The sequence below is a fragment of the Methylomonas sp. TEB genome, assembly GCF_047777895.1.
GTDB lineage: Bacteria > Pseudomonadota > Gammaproteobacteria > Methylococcales > Methylomonadaceae > Methylomonas.
Window position 1 is genome coordinate 1,031,210 of the sequence record NZ_CP180476.1, and the last position, 23,895, is coordinate 1,055,104.

Sequence of the window (23,895 nt, forward strand, 5' to 3'; positions counted from 1 at the left end):
ACCCCGCAAATGGCTAGGGCGGGTGGTCCAGACGTTTTAGCATCTGCGGCCAAATGGCTTGCCAGCCATGGCCGTGATCGGCATCGACGATTTGTACGTGGCTGTTTGGGCGTTGCTGCAGGGTTTGTTGGAATAATGCCGGGGGAATGTTGTGATCGCGCTGGCCCAGCAGATGCCATTCCGCGATGCCGGGTTTGCCGACGCGCTTAGCGGGGTTTAGAGAGTCATGCAAATGCTGGTAGCGGTGATGATCGGCCCAAATATCGATGTCGTAATTCCCCGCCAGCGTCACCACGGCGACTGCTTGCGGCAAACGCTCGGCTATCAGTAGTGCCAACGTGCCGCCGCCGCTGTGGCCGATCAACATCACTTCGCTGTAACCGTTTAGCGTGCAGAATTCTGTTAGTGCTTGGGTCATAGCCGCTACCACGCTTTCGCTATAGCGGGCGCCGGTCCACAAGCTTTGCGAGCAGCCGGGGTCGCCGGCGTGGCCGTTGTAGCAGGGTCGTCCCAGGTACAAAGCCGGCTTGGGGTCGGAAGCCATTAATGACAGAACGGTAGCTGTGCGGGTAGTGGGGTCAGAGGCTGGAAACAGTCCACGTTCCCAAGGGCTGCCGTCACCTTCAAGATAAACATGCAGGCGTTTACCGGCGGATGGTGGTAAGTGGGTAAACGATGTCAGTTTGAATCCTACGGCTTCAGACTCCAAGGTCTGAAAGCCGAATGCCGTGGCTTGCTCATGTAGGCGCATCGCCGGGGTACTGCAAGCTGCCAGGAAAAGTAGCAGACTCAGTTTAATCAGCAAATGTAGCCGCTTGACAGGCATGAGGTACAGGCGATTTTGAATAGACCACGCTGCTTGTGAGGCTTGCAGCGTGGTCAGTATGCGCGGTCGATCAGTAATCGACTTTGTTTATTGGATTGTTTTAAAACGACAGACGCAAGCCGCTGGAGAAAGCGTGGTTTGACACGTTTGCCCGGTCGATGATGGTGTTGTAGGCCACGAAAGCGGACATGCCATCGGCAAATTGGCCGGCCACGTTAAATCCCAGTTGCATGAAATCGCGGTCCGGATTGTCGGAGCGGATGTTAAAGCCGGCATTGTTTTGCACGAAGCGCACGACGCTGACTTGGGCGTTATAGCTGGATTCATGTACCCATTCGGCATTGACTTGCGGCACGATCACGCCCCAAGGCAGGCTCCACGCATACGAAGCCCTGGCGCCGGCTTTGGTTAGCATGGATTCTATGTTTTGTTTGCCGTAGCTGGTGCCGAAGCTGGAGCCACCTGTTTCGCGGTAGCCGTCCACTTCGGTTTTGGCGTAGTCGAAACCGATATAAGGTCCGACCACTACCTTGTCGATGTGATAGTTATAACCCGCGCCCAAGCTGGAGGCATACTGCATGCCCGAGGTGCTGCCTTTTGCCGAGGTGTTGAAAAAGCTCATTGCCCGCTCGGATTCGTAATCGATGCCGCCGACACTGGCCAGCGCGTCGATATAGAAATCCTGAATATTCAAAGTGCTGTATAGCGAGCCGGTATAGGCTGCGGTATAAAGTTGGCCGGCGCGATTGCTGAAATCGGCTTTGTTGTGAGCGTTATTAAAGGCCACCCCCACAAAAAAATTATCGGTGAAAGCATAATCCGCACCGACTGTGACACCTTGATTGTCGAAGCTGTAACCCTGTTCGTTGGCAGTGCGGTTCCGGCTACCAAAACTGCCGTCGATATTGCCGTATAGGCCCAGGCGTTGAAATATTTCCGGTAGTTCGTCGCCGCTGCCGCCGCCGATCTTGGTGCCGCCCAGGTTGATGCCGCCCGCGTTGCCGGCGCGCAAGGTGGCGATGCGGTCCATTACGCTGCTGAAATTCGCTCGCGAAGTGGCAACCGTGGTGGCTGCAATCGTATTGATCTCTTCAGGGGTGATTTGATCGATAACATCGGCTTTGGCAGCCGCGCCCAGGCCGGCAATTCTGGCGCAGTCGCTGATAACAGCGCTGCTGGTGGGCGATGCGCACAAGCTGTTGATTGCCAGAGAGGTAGCGCTGGCGTTGGATGTAGATTCGATAATTTGCGATTGGGAAATGACCGCGCCGCCGCTGCCGGCATAGCTAATCAATCTCGCACTGCCCGAGCCGGTGCCGGTGCCGGGAATGATCAGTCCCGAGTCGCCGACTATCAGTAACACATTGCCCGTGTCGCTGTTTATATTGGAACCCGCGATAGCGTCGGTTGATGCAAACGGGTAGTTTGCCAACGCGACAGTATAGCTGCCGGGGCTCAAGGGGTAGTCGTTAATCAGCGAGTTAAAATTCGGAGAAACGCCCGCCGCGCCGCAGTCTATTTGGTTACAACCGTCGTCGTTCTGAGTGAGTACGGAGAGGCTGGTAAAATTGCCGGTGCCGCTCAGCAGGAAAATATAGGGGTCCGTTGTGGGGCCGCTGGTGGCAATATCGACCAGCGTGGTTTGTGACAGCGAGAAGGGCAGGTAGCCCACCGATCCGGCCCCGGAGCCGGTTAGATTGAATGTGCCGCTCGCGAATTCCACGCCTGCCGCGAGTGGCGACGCCAGCAGCAACGTCACTAACGAGCCTGCGGTTAGGGATTGCCGTTTGCTTAATCGCGCAACAGCGGTTTTAGAGCAGAATAGTTCAAAAAAAAACAGTGATTTCATGAGCATTTATTCCAAATAATTTTTGCAACTTATTATAGATGCATGTTGATGTTTTCAATAGTAATTAAATTTTTCTGGAGATTCGGTGCCGGCCACTCGCGCTTTTTCTTATTGAATCGTGGTCAGTAAATTTCTGATGACCGTCGGGCTTGGGAGAGCTCAAATGCAGCGGTGGCGAGAATTTGCCGGACCTGGACGGGATTTATCCCGGTCGATTTTGGGGCTTGGCGGTTTTTAGACCATCAAGGGCAATTGCAGCGACACGAACAAGCTCTTCGGCTAAAATCCTTACACTTTCCCTGACTGTCGTTTGCCATGTCCAGATTTGAGCTCGCATTGAAAGCCTTTCAGCAGGCTCAACTAGCCTATGAAGATTTATTGGCCGTAGCGGCCGCGTTAAGCGCGGAACCCGAACCGGTTTTAGATGCGGCTCGGCAATTTTTGGAAAACGAATATCGGAGCGGAAACATTGGCGCGGATGTTTATCGCGGTTTGCAATCGGTCATGCAAGACGAAACCCGGTTTGTCGACGACCAAACCCAAATGGCGCCTTCACGGGTCTCCGCTCCAGACGATGCAACCAGCATAGTTTCGGCGCCGACTACGGCGACGACGATACTGCCGGTTTCACCCGCTACGCAAACACCTACCCTGACCACCGAATCCTTGCTGCAAGGCTTGGATCCCTCGCAGCCGCGCGCCGAGCTGACAGTCGGTAGTACCTTGAAAGGTCGTTTTGTGCTCGAAGAGTTGCTCGGGGTGGGCGGCATGGGTATGGTGTTTAAAGCCACCGACTTGCGCAAAGTAGAAGCCTCGGATAAAGAGCCTTTTGTCGCTTTAAAGGTGTTAAATCAGGATTTTCAATTCAATCCGATGGCGCTGGTGGCTTTGCAGCGGGAGACCAAACGTGCGCAAACCCTGTCTCACCCCAATATTATTAAAGTCTACGATTTTGATCGGGACGGCACGCACGTGTTTATGTCGATGGAATACCTGCAGGGTAGGCCGCTCAGTCATCTGATCCGTGAGCATGTCGACAGCGGATTACCCTTCAAAAAAGCCTGGCCTATCATCAGTGCGATGGCTGAAGCCTTGGCGCATGCGCATAAGAAAAATATCGTGCATTCCGACTTTAAACCGGGGAATGTGTTTGTCGGCGACGACGGCGAAATCAGAGTGCTGGATTTCGGGATTGCTTGCGCCATTGGCCGCAGCGAAACAGACGGCCACGACGCGACGATTTTTAATGCGCGGTCGCTGGGCGCTATGACTCCGGCCTATGCCAGTTTGGAGCAACTGCAAAATAGCGATCCCGATCCGCGCGACGATATTTATGCCTTGGCTTGCATCACTTACGAACTGTTGAGCGGCAAGCATCCGTTTGGCCGGTTATCGGCGGAAAAGGCCACGGAAGTCAATCTACAGCCCAAACCCATTGCCCAGCTTAAACGCCGGCAATGGAAAGGATTGCAAAAGGCCCTGGCTTTTAGACAGGAGGATCGCTGTGCCACTATCGACGAATTTTTAGCGGCTATCGGACCGCATACGTCTGTCTATTACGGACTGTGGTCAACGGGTGTGTTGCTGGCTTGTTTGATCGGGTTGAACGTCTATTGGACTCTCAATGAAAAGCAAACCGCTACCGAAGTGGTAAAGGTCGCCGTTGAGCTCAATCCCGAGCAAAACCAAAAAATTAAGGATTTGCTGGAATTGGCGGATATTCATTTTGATGTCGGTTACCTAACCGCGCCGACCGGCAGCAATGCGTTCTGGGCTTATCAGGAAGTTTTGAAAATTGATCCATACAACAAAGCAGCAATAGACGGTATCAATAAAATTGCCGATACGCTGGAACAGCAGGCGTGGGAGTTTTACGAAAAGAACGACCGCTCGGAGGCTTTGAAAAAAGTACAGGAAGGTTTGGAAGTCAACCCTGTGCACAAGGGCTTACAGAGTTTGCGAGATAAGCTCAGGTTTAATTGATTTAGTTTTCCGATCTTTGCGGAGGGATTTTCAAAGAGCGGTGAATCTGGGGGAAGAGGTGTGTTTACGCAGATTATCAGCAGAAGTAATTCTGATTGGGCTATTTGTCGCGGCTAAGCCTGCTAAAGCCGGTCTGTGACCGAGTTTAGCAGGATGAAAGCCCAGCTTAGTGTTGATTATGCAGCTTTACGGCGGCGAGACATGGCGATGCCAAACAAGCCCAGCCCGGTCAAGGCCAAGCTTGCTGGTTCGGGTACAGTATTATTTGGTTGGGTCACAACGCGAATTTTGTTTTCAATCGCGGCTGCGTAAGCAGTCGCGTTAGCAACGCCAATGTAAAAGCCTTGAGTTGGGAAATTGTAAGGTGAGGTTGTGTCGCAAGGACCCGGGTAGCAAATGCTGTTTTGCAGATAGGCAGTATCCACCCCGCTACCAATGCCTTCGATACTGATGTTATCCACGCCGGCAGCAATCAAATTATTGCGCGCGGTAATTGCGGTTGCTTCGTTGCTTGTGACTCCGTCTGTTGCAAAATTTACGTAAGAAAAATCGATATTCAAAGTAGACGCCGCCAGAGTGGTTCGCATGGTGTCGAATGCCGCTGTAAAGTTTGTGCCGCCACCACTATAACCTAGGTTGGCGATACTCGTGGCCAGTGATGTGCGGCTGGCCGCGTCTGTGACGAGGAAGTTTTGAATGTCCGCGGTCGCAGAGCTGCTAAATGTCACGACAGAGATTTCATAGTTGCTGTTCAGCGGAATCAAATTATTAACAGCGTTGGATAATCCATTTTTGATGATATTCCAGTTAGATGAGCCAATGCTGCCTGATTCGTCGAGAATAAAGCCAAGTTGGATGGTGCCGGCATTGGCTGAGCTGGACGCAAATGCGCTTAGTGCGAAGGTGGCCGCCATTGACGCAGCCAAAGTGAGTTTGCGGATTTTTCTCATGTGATCTCCAAAAAGTGTTCCATTCAAGTTAACTCCCCAGCAGTTCGGAGCGTTTTTACCTGGCAAAGCGTTTTCGTTGGACGAGTCCCGATTGCTAGGTAGTGTCTCTTAGTTGGGGAAAGCAATTCATAAAAAGCAAGTATTGGGCCACCTTATTATTTTCAATAATTTGCACTTGAACGGATTGTTCGACGTATTTTTTTTGTAAAAAAAATCGACACTATTTTAGGCGGCGGACTATCGATTGGTTTTAGATTTCAAGACCGGAAGTTCGATGGTTTTCAATTTGTTGTTTTGAAATAAACAAAAGACTCGCCGTGCCGGTTACAAGGCAAATTGGTAAATTGGCAAACAGGTGGTTTTTTTGATGATCGGTGGCCTCCTGGTGCAGGTGGATATTTAAGGGGTTGGCGCGGATGACATGCTAAAATTCGGCGCATTATGACTTCCTATGCGCCGATTGCCAGTGGCTTCTCAATTATTCCCAGTATCCGATGATGCAACGCCCGCGCGACTGCGGGAAATTCCTTATAACTACACCTCGTTTTCTGATCGTGAAATCGTCATCCGTCTGCTCGGCGAAGACATGTGGTGGGTGCTTGAGTCGTTACGCGGTGAGAGAATTACCGGGCGCTCCGCGCGGATGTTGTATGAAGTATTGGGCGACATTTGGGCGGTACAGCGTAACCCTTATCTCGAAGACGATTTGCTCGATAATGCCAAGCGGCGGCGCGCCTTGCTGCAAGCCTTGCGGCATCGTTTGGGGCAGATGGAGGGTCGGCAAGCCGAACTGGAGAATCAGCATACCGGGCGGGCCGAGCGAGTGGGGCAATTGATTGCTGCTGCCCATCAGGCTGTAAATGAATTCGAAGCCCATTTCGAACGTACCGCGCAATTGCGACGTAGCGTGCTATCCCTGCTGTCGCAATTCACCCGCAAGGACAACATCAGCTTCGACGGTTTCGCCCGCGTCAGCCATGTCACCGATGCCACCGACTGGCGGGTGGAGTATCCGTTTGTGGTGCTGTACCCAACCGCGGAAGATGAAGTCGGGCATTTGGTGCGCGGCTGTATCGAGCTGGGCTTGACTATCATCCCTCGCGGCGGTGGCACGGGTTACACCGGTGGTGCGGTGCCGCTCAATGCTTATTCGGCGGTGATCAATACCGAAAAGCTGTTGGTGATGGGGGCGGTAGAGCGGCATACGCTATTACCGGGCGTGGAGTGTTCGTATGCGACGATTTACACCGGCGCCGGCGTAGTGACTCGACGGGTGATGGAAACCGCCGAACAGGCCGGTTTGGTGTTTGCCTGCGACCCGACTTCTGCGGACGCATCCTGCATCGGCGGCAATATTGCGATGAACGCCGGCGGCAAAAAGGCCGTGCTGTGGGGAACGGCGCTGGACAACTTGGCTTCCTGGCGGATGGTGACGCCCGATGGAAATTGGCTGGAAGTCGAGCGGCTGAATCACAATTTGGGCAAGATCCATGAGCAAGACAAAGCCGCATTTTTGCTGAAACGCTTCGATGCCGGCGGCAAGCAATTGCTGGGTGAAGAAACGCTGGAGATCTCCGGCAGTTTTTTCCGCAAGACCGGGCTGGGTAAGGACGTGACCGACAAGTTTCTCGGGGGGTTGCCCGGTATTCAAAAAGAGGGTTGTGACGGCATTATCACCTCCGCACGCTGGATTCTGCACGAAATGCCGCCGGTTAGCCGCACGTTTTGTCTGGAATTCTTCGGGCAGGTGCGCGAGGCGGTGCCTTCTATCGTCGAAATTCGCGATTACCTGGCGGATTTGCCGAAAGAGGGCGCTAGCCGCGTGATGCTGGCTGGTTTGGAGCATCTGGACGAACGCTACGTCAAAGCAGTCGGCTATGCCACCAAAGCCAAACGCCACGGCCGGCCGAAAATGGTGCTGATCGGCGACATTGTCGGTGACGATGAAAACCAAGTCGCGATGGCGGCGTCCGAAGTTGTGCGCATATGTAATGCGCGCGGCGCCGAGGGCTTTATCGCCGTGAACCCGGAAACCCGCAAGAAATTCTGGCTGGATCGCGGCCGCACCGCGGCGATTGCCCGGCATACCAATGCCTTCAAAATCAACGAAGACGTGGTGATTCCGCTGCCGAGGATGGGCGATTATTGCGACGGCATCGAGCGCATCAACATCGAATTGTCACTGAATAATAAATTGCGCTTATGCAGTGCCTTAATTGAACTGCTGGGCGGCGACTTGCCGCTTAGAGCCTACGAAGAAGGCGTGAATAAAGCCGAATTGTTGGACGAGCGTCGGGCCTTGGCGTTGGATGCGGTAGACACGGTAAAGCAGCGCTGGCAATGGATTTACGATAATTTGGATTTGCCGTTGGCCGAAGCCGAAAAAGCCTTCGCGTCACAAGGTATCCAGGCCGGCGAACTGAGCAATCGTGCCGTCGAGCCGATTTTGTTTCATCGCTTGCAGGATTATTCGTTACGGGTGTCGTGGAAGCTGGAATTGCTGCCACGCTTGCGGGAAATTTTCGAAGGCGATAACTTCCGGCCCATCGTCGAGCGCATCGAGGCTTTGCATAAAGAGGTGCTGCGCGGTCGCGTATTCGTGGCTCTGCACATGCACGCCGGTGACGGCAACGTGCATACCAATCTGCCGGTCAACTCCGATCATTACGAAATGCTGCAAGAAGCCAATGCTGCCGTGGCGCGGATCATGGCCCTGGCGCGTTCATTGGGCGGGGCGATTTCCGGCGAACATGGTATCGGCATCACCAAATACGAATTCTTGACCGAGGACGAGTTGGCGGATTTTCATGCCTATAAAAACCGCATCGATCCGGAAGGGCGTTTTAATCGCGGCAAGTTGATGCCGGGTGCCGATTTGCGTTCGGCTTATACCACGTCGTTTAGTTTGATGGGTTTTGAGTCCTTGATCATGCAGCAAAGCGATATTGGCGCGATTTCCGATTCGGTGAAAGACTGTCTGCGTTGCGGCAAGTGTAAACCGGTCTGCGCCACGCATGTGCCGCCGGCCAATTTGTTGTATTCGCCGCGCAATAAGATTTTGGCGACTTCATTATTGATCGAAGCGTTTTTGTACGAAGAACAAACCCGGCGCGGGATTTCGATTACCCATTGGAAGGAGTTCGAAGACGTCGCCGACCATTGCACGGTCTGCCACAAATGCTTCAATCCATGTCCGGTGGACATCGATTTCGGCGATGTGTCGATGAATATGCGCAATCTGCTGCGCAAGATGGGCAAGCAAAGTTTCAACCCGGCCAAAACCATGGCCATCGCATTTTTGACGGCGTCCAACCCAAACACTGTCAAAGCGATGCGCACGGCGATGATTGATTGGACCTACAAGGCGCAACGCATCGGCAATACGCTGTTAAAACCGTGGAGCAAAGCGCAGATCGCGCAGCCGCCTGCCACGGTCGGCAAGCCGCCAGTGCGCGAGCAGGTGATTCATTTCATGAATCGGAAAATGCCTGGCGATTTACCGACCAAAACCGCGCGGGCGCTACTGGACATCGAAGACGGGCAGATTGTGCCCATCATTCGCGATCACGCTAAAACCCGCACCGATTCAGAGGCGGTGTTTTATTTCCCCGGTTGCGGTTCGGAGCGTTTGTTCTCGCAGGTCGGATTGGCGACGCAGGCGATGTTGTACGAGATTGGTGTGCAAACTGTGCTGCCCCCTGGCTATTTGTGCTGCGGCTATCCGCAACGCGCCGGCGGGCAGTTTGATAAGGCGCAGAAAATTACCACTGACAACCGGGTGTTGTTCCACCGGGTAGCCAATACTTTGAATTATCTGGATATTAAGACCGTGGTGGTCAGCTGCGGTACTTGCCAGGACCAGTTGCAGGATTATGAATTCGAGAAAATATTTCCCGGTTGCCGCCTGATCGATATTCACGAATATCTGCTGGAAAAAGGCGTGCGCTTGGAAGGCGTGAATGGCGCGCGTTATCTATATCATGACCCGTGTCATAGTCCGTTCAAGCAGCAAGACCCGATCAAAGTGGTCAATCAGTTGATTGGTGCGCCGGTTGTTAAATCTGAGCGTTGTTGCGGCGAGTCGGGTACTTTGGCTGTGGCGCGGCCGGATATTTCCACGCAGATTCGTTTTCGTAAGGCGGAAGAATTGCAGAAAGACACGGCTAAATTACGGTTAGACGGCTACGACGGCGCGGTGAAGATGTTGACCTCCTGTCCCTCGTGCATGCAAGGCTTACAGCGGTTCGAAGACGAAGTCGAGCAAATGGAAGTCGATTACATCGTCGTGGAAATCGCCAAGCATGTGTTGGGTGATAACTGGATGACCGGGTATTTGGATCAGGTCAGCAAAGGCGGTATTGAGCGGGTTTTGGTGTGAGTTAAAGAATTGGTTAGCCGGCGATTCTTCAGCCGGCTTTGCCATTTGTACGTCGTAAAAACTGGCTTTTACACCAGTCCGCAAGCTGTGGTTTGCTTATCTTCAGGCAATAAAAAGCCGCGATAAATCGCGGCTTTTAAATTTGGAGCGGGAAACGAGACTCGAACTCGCGACCCCGACCTTGGCAAGGTCGTGCTCTACCAACTGAGCTATTCCCGCAAAATATAGTAATGGAGGCTGCGACCGGAATCGAACCGGTATATACGGCTTTGCAGGCCGCTGCATAACCATTTTGCTACGCAGCCTTTATAAGGACAATAAAAAAGCCGCGATTTGCCGCGGCTTTTCAAATTTGGAGCGGGAAACGAGACTCGAACTCGCGACCCCGACCTTGGCAAGGTCGTGCTCTACCAACTGAGCTATTCCCGCTTGGCTTACTATCCTGCGTATTATAAAAAGATATTTTTTTGTGTCAACAGTTATTGCAGGTTTATTGCCGAAGTCCAGGCTTTTCGGCCCTGGCATTCGCCGGATTCAGTGATCTCAACTTCCGCCCACAGAACATTTTTGTCGGTGGTGTCAGCTTGAGATTGAATCAGTTTTACAGGGGTGTTAAGCGGCATGTGTTTGCAAGCGCCGTCGCGGTCATTTTCTTCGGTATCATCGTAAGCGGCCATGGAGCCGGGAACGGAGACCAATCTTACAGTTGCATTTGGATCATAAGTGTTGGGGCTTTTCAACACGTAGTTCTGACCGGGAACCATGGCTTTGGCTTGGTGAACAGGCAATTTGGCATCGGAGCCACCACCAAAAATCAAGGCGACCAAGACCAGCGCCGCAGCGCCCACGCCGCCAAAAAATACTTTAGGATTGGATTCTTTTAGTGCCAACAGGTTAGCGACAATATTTCCGGCCGCATCTTTTGCCGCTACGGCGGAATCAGCGGCTGAACTTGTTTCCGGTTGCTTAGGCTCTTCAGCTTGATTTTGGGCTTCAGTCTCGTTGTTGTTTTCGTCAAGGCTCATGCGATGTTTCCTCTTAAGCTAGTTATTATTATGGTTAAGTGGTTAAAGTTACCACGCCGTTCGAACATTTCAAGCATTCATTTTTTTAGTCATTTGGTCGTATCTTAAGGGGAACTGTAGCAAAAATGAACAGGCTGGGATAAAAAAGCTAATTGGATCGCTGGTTTGCTGTCTTTGCATGGGGTTGGTCGATGTGATTGTCCTGTTCGGAGTTACCGGTTTGTATCTGGATTCTTTGACAGTGCTTGTTGTGGTACTCGGGGTTGTGATGATAGGAGTCAGATCTTTTTTGGTCTGATCATGAATGCGATTTTTGCTTTGACTTGTTCTTTTTGGAGGCTATCTCTAGGGTGTGTTTTTGACTAATCGGGAGTTGGCTAAGGTTGTGGAGGCGGAAGATTACGATGGACTGGTTAATCCATCAATCTTGGAGGAAAACTGGCTTTCCTCCGAGCCAGTCTGCGGTCCTATTTCGATACCCAAGTTTCACCTTTTGCTTCTTCAATGTTTTTTCTAAAAAGGCTCAAAATATATTGTTTGTAAGTGTCATTTTTCCAATCCACATCCATCGTTGATACCGCGCTTATCCATACATCCTTATTTGGCCTGTTGTAAAACCAATGGAATTCATTATCAAAGATCATGTTTTGAATCTTCTTTGGATAGATTTTAATTCGCTGAAGAATTTTGGCATCCTGTTCCGGAGAGTTATAAAAATACAAGGATATAATGCCGCCATAGCAAGTAAAATTTGCCAGGTTTTCATCTTTGGAAAGACAGGCTTTTTCAATAATATTTAGTGTTGTTTCTAAGACATGAGAGGAGGAAATGGATTGGAGTGTTTTTTTTCCTTCCATAACCTCGTTATAAGCTTTCAAACATTGCGTGTCATTATATTGAATGCATCTATTTAAAATGTCTAATGTTTTAGGAAAGTCCAGGCCAAATTTGGCGAGATATATTTGCTCAAAGGATTTTGGTAAAAGAAGTTCAAGATTTTTTTGTTCGGTATTTACAGCATCGCAGCTGAAGCTAAGTATTAAAAGCAGCGCGAAAATGATGGTTTTCACAAGGACTGTTATATACATTATTTGTATTCCGTCCAGTCGGGATTACCGAGTGAAGTGGGTGTTTTTTCAATCCGTTCCATTATATTTGTTATGTTAGATGGAGTATCGACAACGCCAAAATCGATTTTATTTTTTGCCCCCGCGCTAGCTACGCCGAAAACTCCATTCCAGGTTTTTGCGAAGCCTTCGGTATAGCATCCATAAAATTTTGAAACCTGCTTGGGTTTTTTGATGAACTTCTTAACTAGGGCGCTATTTTTTAAAATATCTGCTTTATATATCATATCAGTAGCAAAGGCAGCCGCTTGACATGCCGAATTATGAGTAAGCGCTAGCATTAATCCATCCCCGCTAGCATGTCCGCTATACCAAACCCGGCTAATAGAGTTATCGCTCAGTGATAGCAGATAGCTCCAAAAGTCTTCTGGTTGATTAATTCCTTTGTATTGAATGCTGTAGGTTTTAGCAATAGTTTGAATTTTATTTATATAGCTGGTGCCGCCCGCTGCTATTAATTTATCTGTTGCCATTTTTCGGATACTGTGTAGGTTATATCCGTCATCTTCCTTTTCTTCGGCTTTGGTGATAACTGAGTCAGCATCCCATCTTTTTTTATAAGGCGGCTCGTATAATACCCAATGAATCAACTCCTTGGGTTGTTTATTGTATAAGTTCTTCATCGCAGCCAACTGCAATGGCACAATATAATTTGACCAACGCTGGTCATGAGCTTTATCACAACCCATAAATAAACCTGGGCCGCCAATCAATATAACAAAGTTTTCCATTTTAATTTTCCAATATTATTTGAGTGTTATTTTGTGCAGTGTATGTAGCAAGTAATGATGCGGTGTCTGTGCATCGCCCTAACCAGGGTGATATACAAGGCGGGTTCGAGTCGCCTGCTCAAATACGCTTTGTTATTGAAGCGCTTCCGGATGGAAGTAGAAATATTCAAAGCGGGGCGTTTTTTACCTTATTTAATTCGAATCTAAAAACCGGGTATTTCCCTTAACAGGCTGGTGAAAAACTCGAAAAGCCAAGTAAGCTAAGGCATAGATGAGGGGCCAACTGTTAAAATAGGCTACCTAAATTTGGAGCCTTTCAATGCGCGGACACGATGCCATTCAAAACAGCTGGTTCAGCTATGTTAGCCTGGAAGACCGTATTCCCAAACAGCATCCGTTGCGTCGTTTACGGCTACTGGTTGATGGCGTATTGGCCTCTATGGATGCCGTCTTTGCCGAGCGTTACTCGCACACAGGCCGTCCCTCGATTGCCCCTGAAAAACTGCTGCGCGCCTTGCTGTTACAAGTCCTGTATACGGTCCGTAGCGAGCGTCAGTTGATGGAACAACTGGACTACAACCTGTTGTTTCGCTGGTTTGTCGGTCTGGGCATCGACGACGCCGTGTGGGAACGCACAGTGTTCAGTGCCAACCGCGAACGTCTGTTGTCTGAAGCCCTGAGTCGCGAATTTTTTGAGCGGGTACTGGCCATAGCCGAATGGCAAAATCTGGTGTCCGACGAACACTTCAGCGTCGACGGTAGCCTGATTGAAGCCTGGGCCTCGCACAAAAGCTTCGTCAAAAAAGATGGTAGTGGTCCCGATAAACCCGCCGGCCGCAATCCCGAGATCGACTTCAGTGGCGAAAAGCGCAGCAACGCCACCCATCAAAGTACAACCGATCCCGAAGCCCGGCTTTACAAGAAAGGCGAATACACCGAGGCCAAACTGCGTTACATCACCCATGCCTTGTCCGAGAATCGCAACGGCCTGATTGTCGATGTCGAAACCACACAAGCCACCGGCACCGCCGAAATCGAAGCCGCGCAAAAAATGATCAAACGCCGCGTGCCCCAAGGTGGCAGCGTCGGTGCCGACAAAGGCTATGACCAACCGGCGTTCGTCAACGGACTCGAGTCCCGTGATATCAAAGCCCATGTGGCCCGCAAAAAGATTGGCAGTGCCGTCGACGGCCGCACCGCGCGCGGCAAAGGTTACGCCCAAAGTCTCAAGCGCCGCAAAATCGTCGAAGAAGCCTTTGGCTGGGTCAAAACGGTCGGCGGCCTGCGCAAAACCCGTCACATCGGCTTAGCCAAAGTCGCGGGTCAGGCCTTGTTTTGCTTTGCCGCCTACAACCTGACGCGCATGCTCAACCTATTGGTGTTCACGCCGAAACCGGCGTGGAGTGCACCCGCCTAGGGTGAAGTTCGCCTGAAAACCGTCCACAGACGGCTTCAGGCGAATAAAAAGCCCTTGAAACCGGGGCAAAACGCTTGAAACTCGATGTCATGACCGATTTCAACTCGAAAAAATCACGAACATCGTGGGTAAGGGGAAATATCGGCGGGTTTTTCACCAGCCTGTTAAAGCCCCACAGAAACGCATTGAAAGTTTTTCTTGTCCTTGCTCTCGTCGCTTAGCAGTGCGATCTGGTTTTCATTATTCGGAAAAAAGAACGCGGCTTGGATATTCAGCTCCTCGAGATCGGCGGGATTTTGCGTCAGATGGTCGAGCACGCTTAGTTCGTTGTCTTCGTCGTCCGCAGTGATGGAGTAACGGTCATTTAGGGCTATTGCGCCGGATACATTCGATCAGCCCTGGTAGGTTTTTATATCCATATCAGAATCGCTGGCGAAATGTTGATTTCAAGATAGCTGGCCGGCTGGCGATGCCTGAATTAATCCGGCCCTAATATTGTCGCTGACGCGCAGCAGGTAGCCATGTTGCCAAAATGGATTCCCGCATTCGCGGGAATGACGAAGGCTTGCTGAACCGCGCTGAAGTAAGCTCGGGGGTTACTCGTCCGGGCTGCCGATAAAGCGATAAATCAATGCGCCCAAAACCGCGCCAATAATCGGCGCCAGCCAGAACAGCCAAAGTTGTGCCAAGGCCCAATCGCCGACATAAACCGCTACACCCAGGCTGCGAGCCGGATTTACCGAGGTGTTGGTGACCGGGATGCTGATCAAGTGAATCAAGGTTAATCCCAAGCCAATCGCGATAGGCGCCAGGCCGGCAGGGGCGCGGGCGTCGGTGGCGCCGAGGATGATCAGTAAAAACATCATGGTCATCACCACTTCTGTAACTAATGCGGACAATAGGGAGTAGCCGCCCGGCGAATGTTCTCCGTAACCGTTGGAGGCGAAGCCGGCGGCTACGTCGAATCCGGCTTTGCCGCTGGCGATCAGATACAACACGCCGCCGGCCGCAATCGCGCCGACCACTTGAGAGACGATGTAAGGCAACAATTGGTTGGCCGGAAAGCGGCCGCCCATCCACAAGCCAACCGATACAGCCGGATTGAGGTGGCAGCCGGAAATATGGCCGATGGCATAGGCCATGGTCAGTACTGTCAAACCGAACGCCAGCGAAACGCCGAGCAAGCCGATGCCCACATTCGGAAATGCGGCGGCTAATACCGCACTACCGCAGCCACCAAGAACCAACCAAAATGTCCCGAAGGACTCGGCTACATACTTTTTCATATGACTCTCCTGTGTGTTGTTATTGTTTTGCCTGTTATTGATCGCTTGTTTTTTGTTTAATAATCAATTGGCTAGCGCACTGTATTCTCTGTCTTTGTGTGATGTCAATCACAAAAAACGGCTAGGTTCTTGCTTGGTGCTTGCTATTTCCAGCTAGCTAGCCGGTTGCGCGGAATCGAGAGTGTTTTGTGGTACCGGGAATTCCGGAGGAATAGTTCGGGAAAGTTTATTTCGTATGGCTAATTTCCCTATTCGATGTGAGAATTAGGGCTAATCAGTGTCCGACATTCTTCTCAGTTAGCCCCCATGCCCGATATTTCCCAGCACGGCCACAGTACCAATTTGATCGGCATGGCGACGGCGTGTTTGGCCAGTCACCTATTTAACGAATACCCCAAGCCCTTGCATATCGCCGGAACCCGGGAGTCCGCGCCCGGACTGTTTGAGCAGTTGGCCGGACAAGCCTCGTTGGCGGATTGCGGGCGGATATTTCAAGACTACATGTGCGTGGTATTCGGCTTCGAAACCGAGCAGCGTTTACGCGACGATGCCGACGGCCGGCGGCGTTACCGCAACAGCTATCTGCGCCTGATTCAAGATTGGGGTCTGGATTCCAATAACGCTCAAGGTGCGGTACTGAAGGGTTGGGTGGAAAGCCGCTTTGGCCTGTTCCCCAATTACCATAAACAACAAATCAGCAGTTTCATGAGTAAGGACTGGGTAACTTACATCGAAGAAAAGATGAACAGCCGCTACCACAATAATTGCATCTACATGCAGTTGGATTTGTTATATGAGTTTTGCCAGTGGGTGATCGAGCGCTTTCAGGTGCCGGCTGCAACCCACAAAACCCTTTATCGAGGGGTCAATGCCTTGGGCGATTGGAGCCGCGAGCACAAGATTGTGCATTTCAACAGCATTGTGTCGTTTACCGACCGCTACAGTATCGCCAGCGAATTTGGCAGCTATGTTTTGGAGGTTGAGGTGCCGATGGTGAAGCTGGTGTTTTTTAACGATTTGTTGCCGCATCACGCCTTGCGCGGCGAGGCCGAATATTTGGTGATTGGCGGCGATTATCGAGTGAAGGTGTTGCGATGAATGAGCAATTAATGGATCGGGCCCTGGGTGCTTACCTGGGTTTTGCTTGTGGTGACGCGCTGGGGGCGACGGTGGAATTCATGTCGCCGAAGCAAATTCAGAGTCGTTACGGCGTGCATACCGAAATGATAGGCGGCGGCTGGCTGGGTTTGGAGCCGGGGCAGGTGACAGACGATACGCAAATGTCGCAGGCCTTGGGGCGAGCCATCATTGAGCATCAAGGTTGGAATTTGAAGTCTGTGGCCGACAATTTTCTCGCCTGGTTGGAAAGCGATCCGCCGGATGTGGGCAATACGTGCCGACGCGGCCTCGTGCGGTATCGTGATGAAGGTGTATTGATGGGGTTGCCGCGTGAAGATGACGCCGGTAACGGCGCCTGTATGCGTAATTTGCCGGTGGTGTTGGCGACGCTAAATCGGCCGGATGATTTCGAATTATGGAGTCTGGAGCAGAGCCACATCACCCACCATAATCCATTGTCCGACGCTGCTACGCTGGCATTGGGTCGAATGACTAACCGGTTGATTCACGGACAACCTGTTGAAGCCTGTTTACTGGAGGCCAAACGCTTGATCAACCAATACAGCGAATTTGCCTACCACCCTTATCCGAGTAAAGCCTCGGCCTACATCGTCGATACCACACAGACGGTGCTGCATTATTTCTTCGATACCGATAATTTCGAATCCTGCCTGATTGCTACCGTGAATCAGGGCGGCGATGCGGATACGACGGGGGCCTTGGCCGGGATGTTGGCAGGGGCCAAATATGGATTGGCGCAGATTCCGGGACGGTGGTTGGGTCAATTGGATAGTCGGGTGGGTGCAGAAATACGCGGGCAGGTAGCGGCACTTATCAATATGAATAACTGATAAGCACACCGGCGGTTTTTGTGTCATTAAATATGCAGATGGCTTGTCGTTAATCAAGTTAGTAAGGCTATGTCGATAGTAAGCTGATTTCCGGTCCAGGCCGGGGATTGTTGTCGGCTCAGAACAAGCTGGTTGGGTGCGTTATTTCCTGATTTACCGCAATCAGCCTAGAATAGCCGGCTCATATCTACTGTCATTGGTCATCGATGAAAGATAAATCGTTTACTTTCGAACAAATTCATATCGAAGTCGCCCGCAACGCATCTGACGATTTCAACTTGTTTCACGACAAGCATAAATGGCTGCAGGTCACGCACAACCCGTTTAAAGGCCCGATCGTGTTGGGCTTTCAGTTAAATACTTTGATCGAATATCAGATGCGCTTATACCGGGAGGCGCATCACGAAGACCAGATTATCGCCGACAATCAGCTGCGTTTTAGTAATTATCAGATCATCTTTGTTAATGCCTTGCGGCCGCGGCAAGAGATGACGCTGGATATTAAAAAGACCTTGATTGCGACAATACCCGAGCTGACTTTGACCAATCGCATCGCGATCAAGTCGCAAGGCAAAACCATTTTGCTGGGGTATAAAAAAGAAACCAAACAGCCTTTGTTTTTAGCGGATACTGATTTAAGCGGCCTGCCGGATTTGAATGCGTTACCCGATAAAACTGTGGTGCCCGGCACCGAGTTTTTTTTAAAGCGCAAGTGGATGAATAACGGCAACGTCAAGAACTTTCTGTCGGGTTCGTTTGCGGAACAGTCGGATTATTTCGATGAGTTGTTGCAGGTGGCGCAGTATCCGGAAGTGTTTCCCTGCAGTTTGACGTCCGGCGCGTTGTTGGAGAAGGCGCAGTTGGAAAACCACGACTTCAAACGCAATCCGATGGTATACACCTCGCACGACATTTCAGTGGATCGCGTACATCTGGCGACGTTGAAAAACAACGATAAGTTGCATATTCTGGTCAAACAACTGCCGGAGTCCCCGGATAAAACCCTGAATCACACCAGTATCATGCTGCGTACCTACGAATGTTTTGGCGTGTTGGAGAACCAGGCGGTTTTGTTCCGGATCAAACTGAATTTGGTGCCGTTGGAAGAAATTATTAAAAATTTGAGCGGGAAAACATAGCCTCAGGCCGCGAATCGCCTAGTCGCGGGCGAATGTTGTGAATTTTTTGGAACATAAAGTATAATCCGCGCTGTCGTTAGGCAAGGCCAGTGACGAGATTGCAAATTCAATTAATACAACACTAAAGATAAGGTAAGTGCTCGCAGTCAGGCATTTGCATTGTTCGAGGAAAAAAATATGAGTAATATCGAAGAACGAGTAAAAAAGATTGTCGCAGAACAATTAGGCGTAAAAGAAGAAATCGCGAACGATGCGTCTTTTGTTGACGATCTTGGTGCTGATTCTTTAGACACAGTTGAACTCGTCATGGCTCTGGAAGAAGAATTCGAATGCGAAATTCCAGACGAAGAAGCTGAAAAAATCACCACAGTCCAATTGGCTATCGATTACATCAACGCCAATCTGCAGTAAGTTGTTTCCAAAAGTTAGTGGGTGCTTGCCATCCACTAGCCGGTTTATCTCCCTTCTCTGGTTGTCTTCTTTTTTTACCGGTAGTTTACTGTGAGCACACGTCGAGTTGTTATAACGGGCTTAGGCGCCATTACGCCGTTAGCCAATAATGTTGCCGATACCTGGGATGGCATTGTCAACGGGAAGAGCGGCATTAGTCCGATCGATTCATTTGACATATCCCCTTTTGCAACGACGTTCGGCGGTGTCATCAGAAATTTCAATATCGGCGACTATATTGCCGAGAAGGATGCCAAACGCATGGACGGTTTCGTGCATTACGGCATTGCAGCGGGTTGCCAGGCGATTGAGGATTCCGGTTTTGAAGTCACCGAAGAAAATGCCGAGCGGATCGGTGTGGCTATCGGCGCCGGCATCGGCGGCATTACCGGTATTGAAGAATGCTATGCCACCTACGTGGCCGGCGGACCAAGACGGATTTCGCCTTTCTTTGTGCCGGGCAACATCATTAATATGATTTCCGGTAATCTGTCGATCAAATATGGTTTGAAAGGCCCCAACTTTGCCATCGTCACCGCCTGTTCGACGGGTACGCATAATATTGGCGACGCTGCGCGACTGATCAAATACGGCGATGCCGATGTGATGGTGGCCGGTGGTGCAGAGCGCTGCACGACTTCGCCGACCGCGATGGGTGGATTTGCTTCGGCAAAAGCCTTGTCGCGCCGTAATGACAGCCCTACCACCGCTAGCCGCCCCTGGGACCGCGACCGCGACGGTTTCGTACTCAGCGACGGCGCCGGCGTAGTAGTCCTGGAAGAACTGGAACATGCCAAGGCGCGCGGGGCGAAAATCTACGCGGAACTGGTCGGTTACGGCATGAGCGGCGATGCTTATCACATCACCTCGCCATCCGAGGGAGGCGAAGGCGCGGCACGCTGCATGCGTAATGCGATGCGTGACGCTAAAGTTAATCCGCAAGACGTGCAATATATCAACGCCCACGGTACTTCAACACCGGCCGGCGATATTGGCGAAACGCATGCGATGAAATTGGCGCTGGGCGATCACGCTTATAAATTGGCCGTTAGTTCCACCAAGTCGATGATCGGTCATTTGTTGGGTGCTGCCGGGGGTATCGAAGCAGTATTGACGGCCCTGGCTATTCAGCATCAAATCGCGCCACCCACCATCAATTTGGAAAATCCCGATCCTGAGTGCGATCTGGATTACGTTCCGAATATTGCCAGAAACATGCACATCGACGTCGCTATTTCCAACTCGTTTGGCTTTGGCGGTACCAATGGCTCTCTGGTTTTCAAACGTTACCAATAAGCGCTTCCGCTTCCGCAGTGTCTGGCTATGTTTTTATTAAACGGCGAGCACAGACACTGTGTCGATGTTTCTGACCGAGGCTTTCAATACGGCGACGGTCTGTTTGAGACCATCGAAGTCTTGCAGGGAAAACCGCTGTTTTTTGATCGCCACCTAACACGCTTAGCAGAGGGGTGTCGCCGGCTGCGAATCCCGATGCCGGATGCTGTCTTGCTTGAAACTGAAGCCCGGCAGTTGTGCGAATCTAGCGAGCGGGCCGTGCTGAAGTTGATCGTGACGCGCGGCAGCGGCGGTCGCGGTTACCGGCAGCCAGAGCAAGTTATCCCTACCAGGCTGTTCAGCCTGCATCCTTACCCCGATTATCCCCTGCAACTTCAAACAGACGGCATCGCCGCGCGTTTTTGCGAACAGCGTTTGTCTTTGAATCCGAGCTTGGCCGGTATCAAACACATGAATCGACTCGAGCAGATTTTAGCCAGAGCGGAATGGCAAGATGATTCGATTCAAGAGGGTTTGATGTTGGATACTCAAGACCAGGTCGTGGAAGGCACGATGAGTAATCTATTCATCGTCAAGTCAGGCAGTTTATACACGCCGCCGCTAGGGCAATGCGGCGTCGCCGGTATTGTGCGGCAGCTGATCATGGCATTCGCGCAGTGCAGCAAGCTACCGTTGTTTGAGCAAGCAATCGATCAAACTGCCGTTTTGCAGGCTGACGAGCTATTTGTCAGCAACTCGGTAATCGGTATCTGGCCGATTAAACGGTTGGAAGCGCAAGTTTTTAGTGTCGGCGCCATCACCCGGCACTTGCAAGACTTGCTCAACGCAGCCCGCATGGCAGAGGTATAGCAGTGTTTAGAAGCATTATCGCATTTACATTATTGATGGTATTGGGTTTGGTGTCGATTTGGGCCGGCATGCACTATCAACTAATTCTAAAAAAGCCGGTCGTCATGACCGAGACCGTGATAGAAATTAAAAAAGGCGATACGTTGGAATCGGTGGTGAAAAATCTGCGTGCGCAGCAGGTGACGGTGAATCGCTTATGGTTTCGGTTGTTTGCCTATCGGAAAAATCTCGACCATTTGTTGAAGGTGGGTGAGTATGTGTTAGCGAAAGGTTCTACCGCCGCCGACATTCTGCAACAATTGACCGATGGTAAAACCCGCAAGTATTCGATTACGTTTCCAGAGGGTTGGTCCTTTAAGCAAATGTTCAATACCATCAAAAACAACCCCAACCTGCAACACACGCTGACCGATAACCAATTGGAAGACCTGATGGCGCAAATCGGTTCGGATAAGAATCATCCGGAGGGTTTGTTTTTTCCCGACACCTATTTCTTTGAAAAAAATACCTCCGATGTCGATTTGCTTAAGCGTGCGCATGATCGCATGCAAGCGGTGTTGAACGAAGAATGGCAAAAACGCGATGACGGCGTGCCCTTGGAAAACCCTTACGAGGCGTTGATTTTGGCGTCTATTGTCGAAAAAGAGACCGGCGCCGGCGAAGAGCGCAGAAAGATCGCCGGGGTATTTGCGCGGCGTTTAAAGAAAGGCATGTTGTTGCAAACCGATCCTACCGTCATTTATGGCATGGGCGACGATTACCATGGCGATATCCGGCATAAAGATTTGCGCGAACCCACACCCTACAACACCTATATCATCGAAGGCCTGCCGCCCACACCGATTGCAATGCCCGGTAAACAGGCGATTGTAGCCGCCTTGCACCCGGATAATAGTGATGCTTTGTTCTTTGTCGCCCGCGGCAATGGCCGCCATGCGTTTTCTTCGACCTTGGCTGAACACGAAAAATACGTCGATCAATATCAACGATGACTTACGGTCGATTTATCACGCTGGAAGGTGGTGAAGGCGTCGGCAAATCCACCAATCTGCAATTTATCAAACAGTTGCTGGAAGAACGGGGCATCCCGTTCGTGCTGACCCGCGAGCCGGGCGGTACCGGCATTGCCGAAAAGATTCGCGGGATTTTGTTGGAACGGCAAGCGGAAAGTTTGACCGAGCAAGCCGAGTTGTTGTTGGTGTTCGCGGCGCGTGCTCAACATATTCAACAAGTGATCTTGCCGGCGTTACAGCAAGGGCAGTGGGTGGTGTGCGACCGTTTCACTGACGCTACTTATGCGTACCAGGGCGGTGGCCGCAATATGGATTTACAGACCATAGCTTGGCTGGAAAACACGGTGCAGGGCACGCTTCGGCCGGATTTGACCTTTGTCTTCGATGCGCCGATAGAAATCGGTATGCAGCGCGCCAAGCATCGGGGCGAACTGGACCGGTTTGAAACCGAACAGTTAGCGTTTTTCGACCGAGTCCGGCAAGCCTATTTACAACGCGCCGCGGCGGATTTGCGTCGTTACAAAATTATCGATGCCAGTTTGCCGCTCGGCGAGGTGCAACAGCAGTTGCGCCTTGAGTTGGCAGGCTTGTGGGCCGATTGATGTCTACCCAACTGCAGGTTTACCCCTGGCAACAGGATAATTGGCGGCAGTTGCACGGTTATATCGAGCAACAACGCCTCCCGCAAGCCTTGCTGTTTTCCGGCGCGGCAGGGCAAGGCAAACGGCATTTGGCCGGATATTACGCTCGAACCCTGTTGTGTCAGGCGCCGCTGGCCGATGCGAGTGCCTGCGGTCATTGCATTGCGTGTAAATTGTTCGATGCGCAAACCCATCCCGATTTTGTGACGATAGAACCTGACGAACCGGGCAAGGCCATCGGTATCGATAAAATCAGACAGTTAATCGTCAAGCTGGCGTTGAAACCGCAGTACGACGATGCCTATCGCGTGGTGATTATTCAGCCGGCCGATGCCTTGAATACGGCTTCGGCGAATGCGTTTTTGAAGTGCCTGGAAGAGCCGACCGAACGCACTTGTTTGTTGTTGATCAGCGAGCAACCGAGCCGCTTGCCGGCGACGATTCGCAGCCGTTGCCAGAAAATCGATTGCCTAACGCCCGACCACGAACTGGCAATGACTTGGTTGCGGCAGCAGCGTGTCGGAGAGCAGGCCGATCTGCTCTTAACGCTGGCCCAAGGCTCGCCGCTATTGGCCCAGCAATACGCCGAGCTTAATATGATTCAGCTCCGGCAGCAGTATTTCGACGCCTGGCTGCAAGTGGCACAAGGCAAAGAGAATCTGTTAACCGTCGCCGAACTCTGGCAAAAGCAGGAAAAGATTGATTTGGCCGTGGTGTTACGCTGGATGGCAAGCTGGATTGCTGACATTGTTAAATGTGCTTACCGGGCGGAATCGCCGGCGCTTAGCAATCCGGATCTGAAAAATGCCTTGCAAGCCCTCGCCGAGCGGCTAGAATTGAAAAGCCTCTATCGGTTTTACGATAATGTGCTTACCACCAAGTCGCAATTGAACACGCAACTTAATAAACAATTGATGGTCGAGCAGCTATTGATTAGCTGGTCGCAACTGAACAGACACTAAGCG

At 51.3% G+C, this 23,895-nt stretch carries 20 protein-coding genes and 3 tRNA genes; 12 read left to right on the forward strand and 11 right to left on the reverse strand.

From position 1 onward, the window contains the following. Positions 1 to 13: 13 nt before the first annotated feature. Positions 14 to 826: an alpha/beta fold hydrolase gene (locus ACMXD4_RS04700; protein WP_415880003.1), complete on the reverse strand. Its 813-nt coding sequence runs from the start codon at positions 824 to 826 to the stop codon at positions 14 to 16. Positions 827 to 926: 100 nt separating this feature from the next. Further along, positions 927 to 2,675, reverse strand: a complete 1,749-nt coding sequence (locus ACMXD4_RS04705) for a DVUA0089 family protein (protein ID WP_033157131.1) — start codon at positions 2,673 to 2,675, stop codon at positions 927 to 929. Between the two features lie 315 nt (positions 2,676 to 2,990). Between ACMXD4_RS04705 and ACMXD4_RS04710 the strand changes: the two genes are divergently transcribed. Continuing rightward, positions 2,991 to 4,658: a serine/threonine-protein kinase gene (locus ACMXD4_RS04710; protein ID WP_101051763.1), complete on the forward strand. Its 1,668-nt coding sequence runs from the start codon at positions 2,991 to 2,993 to the stop codon at positions 4,656 to 4,658. Positions 4,659 to 4,834: 176 nt separating this feature from the next. Here ACMXD4_RS04710 and ACMXD4_RS04715 read toward each other — a convergent pair whose 3' ends face one another. Next, the gene (locus ACMXD4_RS04715; protein ID WP_101051762.1) at positions 4,835 to 5,608 is read right to left on the reverse strand and encodes a VWA domain-containing protein; all 774 of its coding nucleotides are present in this window, start codon (positions 5,606 to 5,608) and stop codon (positions 4,835 to 4,837) included. Positions 5,609 to 6,059: 451 nt separating this feature from the next. On the opposite strand from ACMXD4_RS04715, the gene ACMXD4_RS04720 reads away from it, so the two are divergent. Then, entirely contained in the window at positions 6,060 to 9,986 is a 3,927-nt protein-coding gene (locus tag ACMXD4_RS04720) for a DUF3683 domain-containing protein (RefSeq protein ID WP_415880004.1), read from the forward strand. A 143-nt stretch (positions 9,987 to 10,129) separates the two neighbouring features. Here the strand turns inward: ACMXD4_RS04720 and ACMXD4_RS04725 are convergent. From ACMXD4_RS04725 to ACMXD4_RS04750, 6 genes are all read right to left on the reverse strand, one after another. Next, positions 10,130 to 10,205, reverse strand: a tRNA-Gly gene (locus ACMXD4_RS04725). 12 nt (positions 10,206 to 10,217) lie between these two features. Continuing rightward, a tRNA-Cys gene (locus ACMXD4_RS04730) sits at positions 10,218 to 10,291 on the reverse strand. 48 nt (positions 10,292 to 10,339) lie between these two features. Next, positions 10,340 to 10,415 (reverse strand) — tRNA-Gly (locus tag ACMXD4_RS04735). A gap of 50 nt (positions 10,416 to 10,465) precedes the next feature. Continuing rightward, positions 10,466 to 11,011: a hypothetical protein gene (locus ACMXD4_RS04740; protein ID WP_033157127.1), complete on the reverse strand. Its 546-nt coding sequence runs from the start codon at positions 11,009 to 11,011 to the stop codon at positions 10,466 to 10,468. Between the two features lie 467 nt (positions 11,012 to 11,478). Further along, positions 11,479 to 12,081: a hypothetical protein gene (locus tag ACMXD4_RS04745; RefSeq protein ID WP_171696434.1), complete on the reverse strand. Its 603-nt coding sequence runs from the start codon at positions 12,079 to 12,081 to the stop codon at positions 11,479 to 11,481. 17 nt (positions 12,082 to 12,098) lie between these two features. Next, positions 12,099 to 12,869 (reverse strand): hypothetical protein, encoded by a 771-nt coding sequence (locus tag ACMXD4_RS04750; protein ID WP_171696433.1) that lies wholly within the window; start codon positions 12,867 to 12,869, stop codon positions 12,099 to 12,101. Positions 12,870 to 13,188: 319 nt separating this feature from the next. Here ACMXD4_RS04750 and ACMXD4_RS04755 point away from each other — a divergent pair, with 319 nt between their 5' ends. Beyond that, a complete protein-coding gene (locus ACMXD4_RS04755) occupies positions 13,189 to 14,286 on the forward strand; it encodes an IS5 family transposase (RefSeq protein WP_415878136.1) in 1,098 nt (365 codons plus the stop codon). A 164-nt stretch (positions 14,287 to 14,450) separates the two neighbouring features. Here the strand turns inward: ACMXD4_RS04755 and ACMXD4_RS04760 are convergent, their stop codons facing one another. Together ACMXD4_RS04760 and aqpZ are read right to left on the reverse strand one after the other, a co-directional pair. After that, positions 14,451 to 14,603 carry a hypothetical protein gene (locus tag ACMXD4_RS04760; RefSeq protein ID WP_171696432.1) on the reverse strand — a complete coding sequence of 51 codons (153 nt, stop codon included), beginning with the start codon at positions 14,601 to 14,603 and terminating at the stop codon, positions 14,451 to 14,453. Positions 14,604 to 14,882: 279 nt separating this feature from the next. Continuing rightward, positions 14,883 to 15,572 carry an aquaporin Z gene (gene aqpZ, locus ACMXD4_RS04765; protein ID WP_171696431.1) on the reverse strand — a complete coding sequence of 230 codons (690 nt, stop codon included), beginning with the start codon at positions 15,570 to 15,572 and terminating at the stop codon, positions 14,883 to 14,885. Between the two features lie 306 nt (positions 15,573 to 15,878). Here aqpZ and ACMXD4_RS04770 point away from each other — a divergent pair, with 306 nt between their 5' ends. From ACMXD4_RS04770 to ACMXD4_RS04810, 9 genes are all read left to right on the forward strand, one after another. Continuing rightward, entirely contained in the window at positions 15,879 to 16,670 is a 792-nt protein-coding gene (locus ACMXD4_RS04770; protein ID WP_171696430.1) for an NAD(+)--dinitrogen-reductase ADP-D-ribosyltransferase, read from the forward strand. Continuing rightward, positions 16,667 to 17,542, forward strand: a complete 876-nt coding sequence (draG, locus tag ACMXD4_RS04775; RefSeq protein WP_415880005.1) for an ADP-ribosyl-[dinitrogen reductase] hydrolase — start codon at positions 16,667 to 16,669, stop codon at positions 17,540 to 17,542. The genes ACMXD4_RS04770 and draG overlap by 4 nt, the downstream gene beginning before the upstream one ends. 206 nt (positions 17,543 to 17,748) lie before the next feature. Then, the gene (locus ACMXD4_RS04780; protein ID WP_171696428.1) at positions 17,749 to 18,681 is read left to right on the forward strand and encodes a hypothetical protein; all 933 of its coding nucleotides are present in this window, start codon (positions 17,749 to 17,751) and stop codon (positions 18,679 to 18,681) included. A gap of 177 nt (positions 18,682 to 18,858) precedes the next feature. Further along, positions 18,859 to 19,092, forward strand: a complete 234-nt coding sequence (gene acpP, locus ACMXD4_RS04785) for an acyl carrier protein (RefSeq protein ID WP_013820083.1) — start codon at positions 18,859 to 18,861, stop codon at positions 19,090 to 19,092. Positions 19,093 to 19,182: 90 nt separating this feature from the next. Then, positions 19,183 to 20,427, forward strand: a complete 1,245-nt coding sequence (fabF, locus tag ACMXD4_RS04790; protein ID WP_171696427.1) for a beta-ketoacyl-ACP synthase II — start codon at positions 19,183 to 19,185, stop codon at positions 20,425 to 20,427. 27 nt (positions 20,428 to 20,454) lie between these two features. Then, complete coding sequence (gene pabC, locus ACMXD4_RS04795; RefSeq protein WP_415880006.1) at positions 20,455 to 21,276, forward strand: aminodeoxychorismate lyase; 822 nt, start codon at positions 20,455 to 20,457, stop codon at positions 21,274 to 21,276. A 2-nt stretch (positions 21,277 to 21,278) separates the two neighbouring features. Beyond that, the gene (gene mltG / locus ACMXD4_RS04800; RefSeq protein WP_308441626.1) at positions 21,279 to 22,268 is read left to right on the forward strand and encodes an endolytic transglycosylase MltG; all 990 of its coding nucleotides are present in this window, start codon (positions 21,279 to 21,281) and stop codon (positions 22,266 to 22,268) included. After that, complete coding sequence (gene tmk, locus ACMXD4_RS04805; RefSeq protein WP_415880007.1) at positions 22,265 to 22,891, forward strand: dTMP kinase; 627 nt, start codon at positions 22,265 to 22,267, stop codon at positions 22,889 to 22,891. The genes mltG and tmk overlap by 4 nt, the downstream gene beginning before the upstream one ends. Next, a complete protein-coding gene (locus tag ACMXD4_RS04810) occupies positions 22,891 to 23,892 on the forward strand; it encodes a DNA polymerase III subunit delta' (RefSeq protein WP_415880008.1) in 1,002 nt (333 codons plus the stop codon). Before tmk ends, ACMXD4_RS04810 begins: the two co-directional genes overlap by 1 nt. Positions 23,893 to 23,895 lie beyond the last annotated feature (3 nt).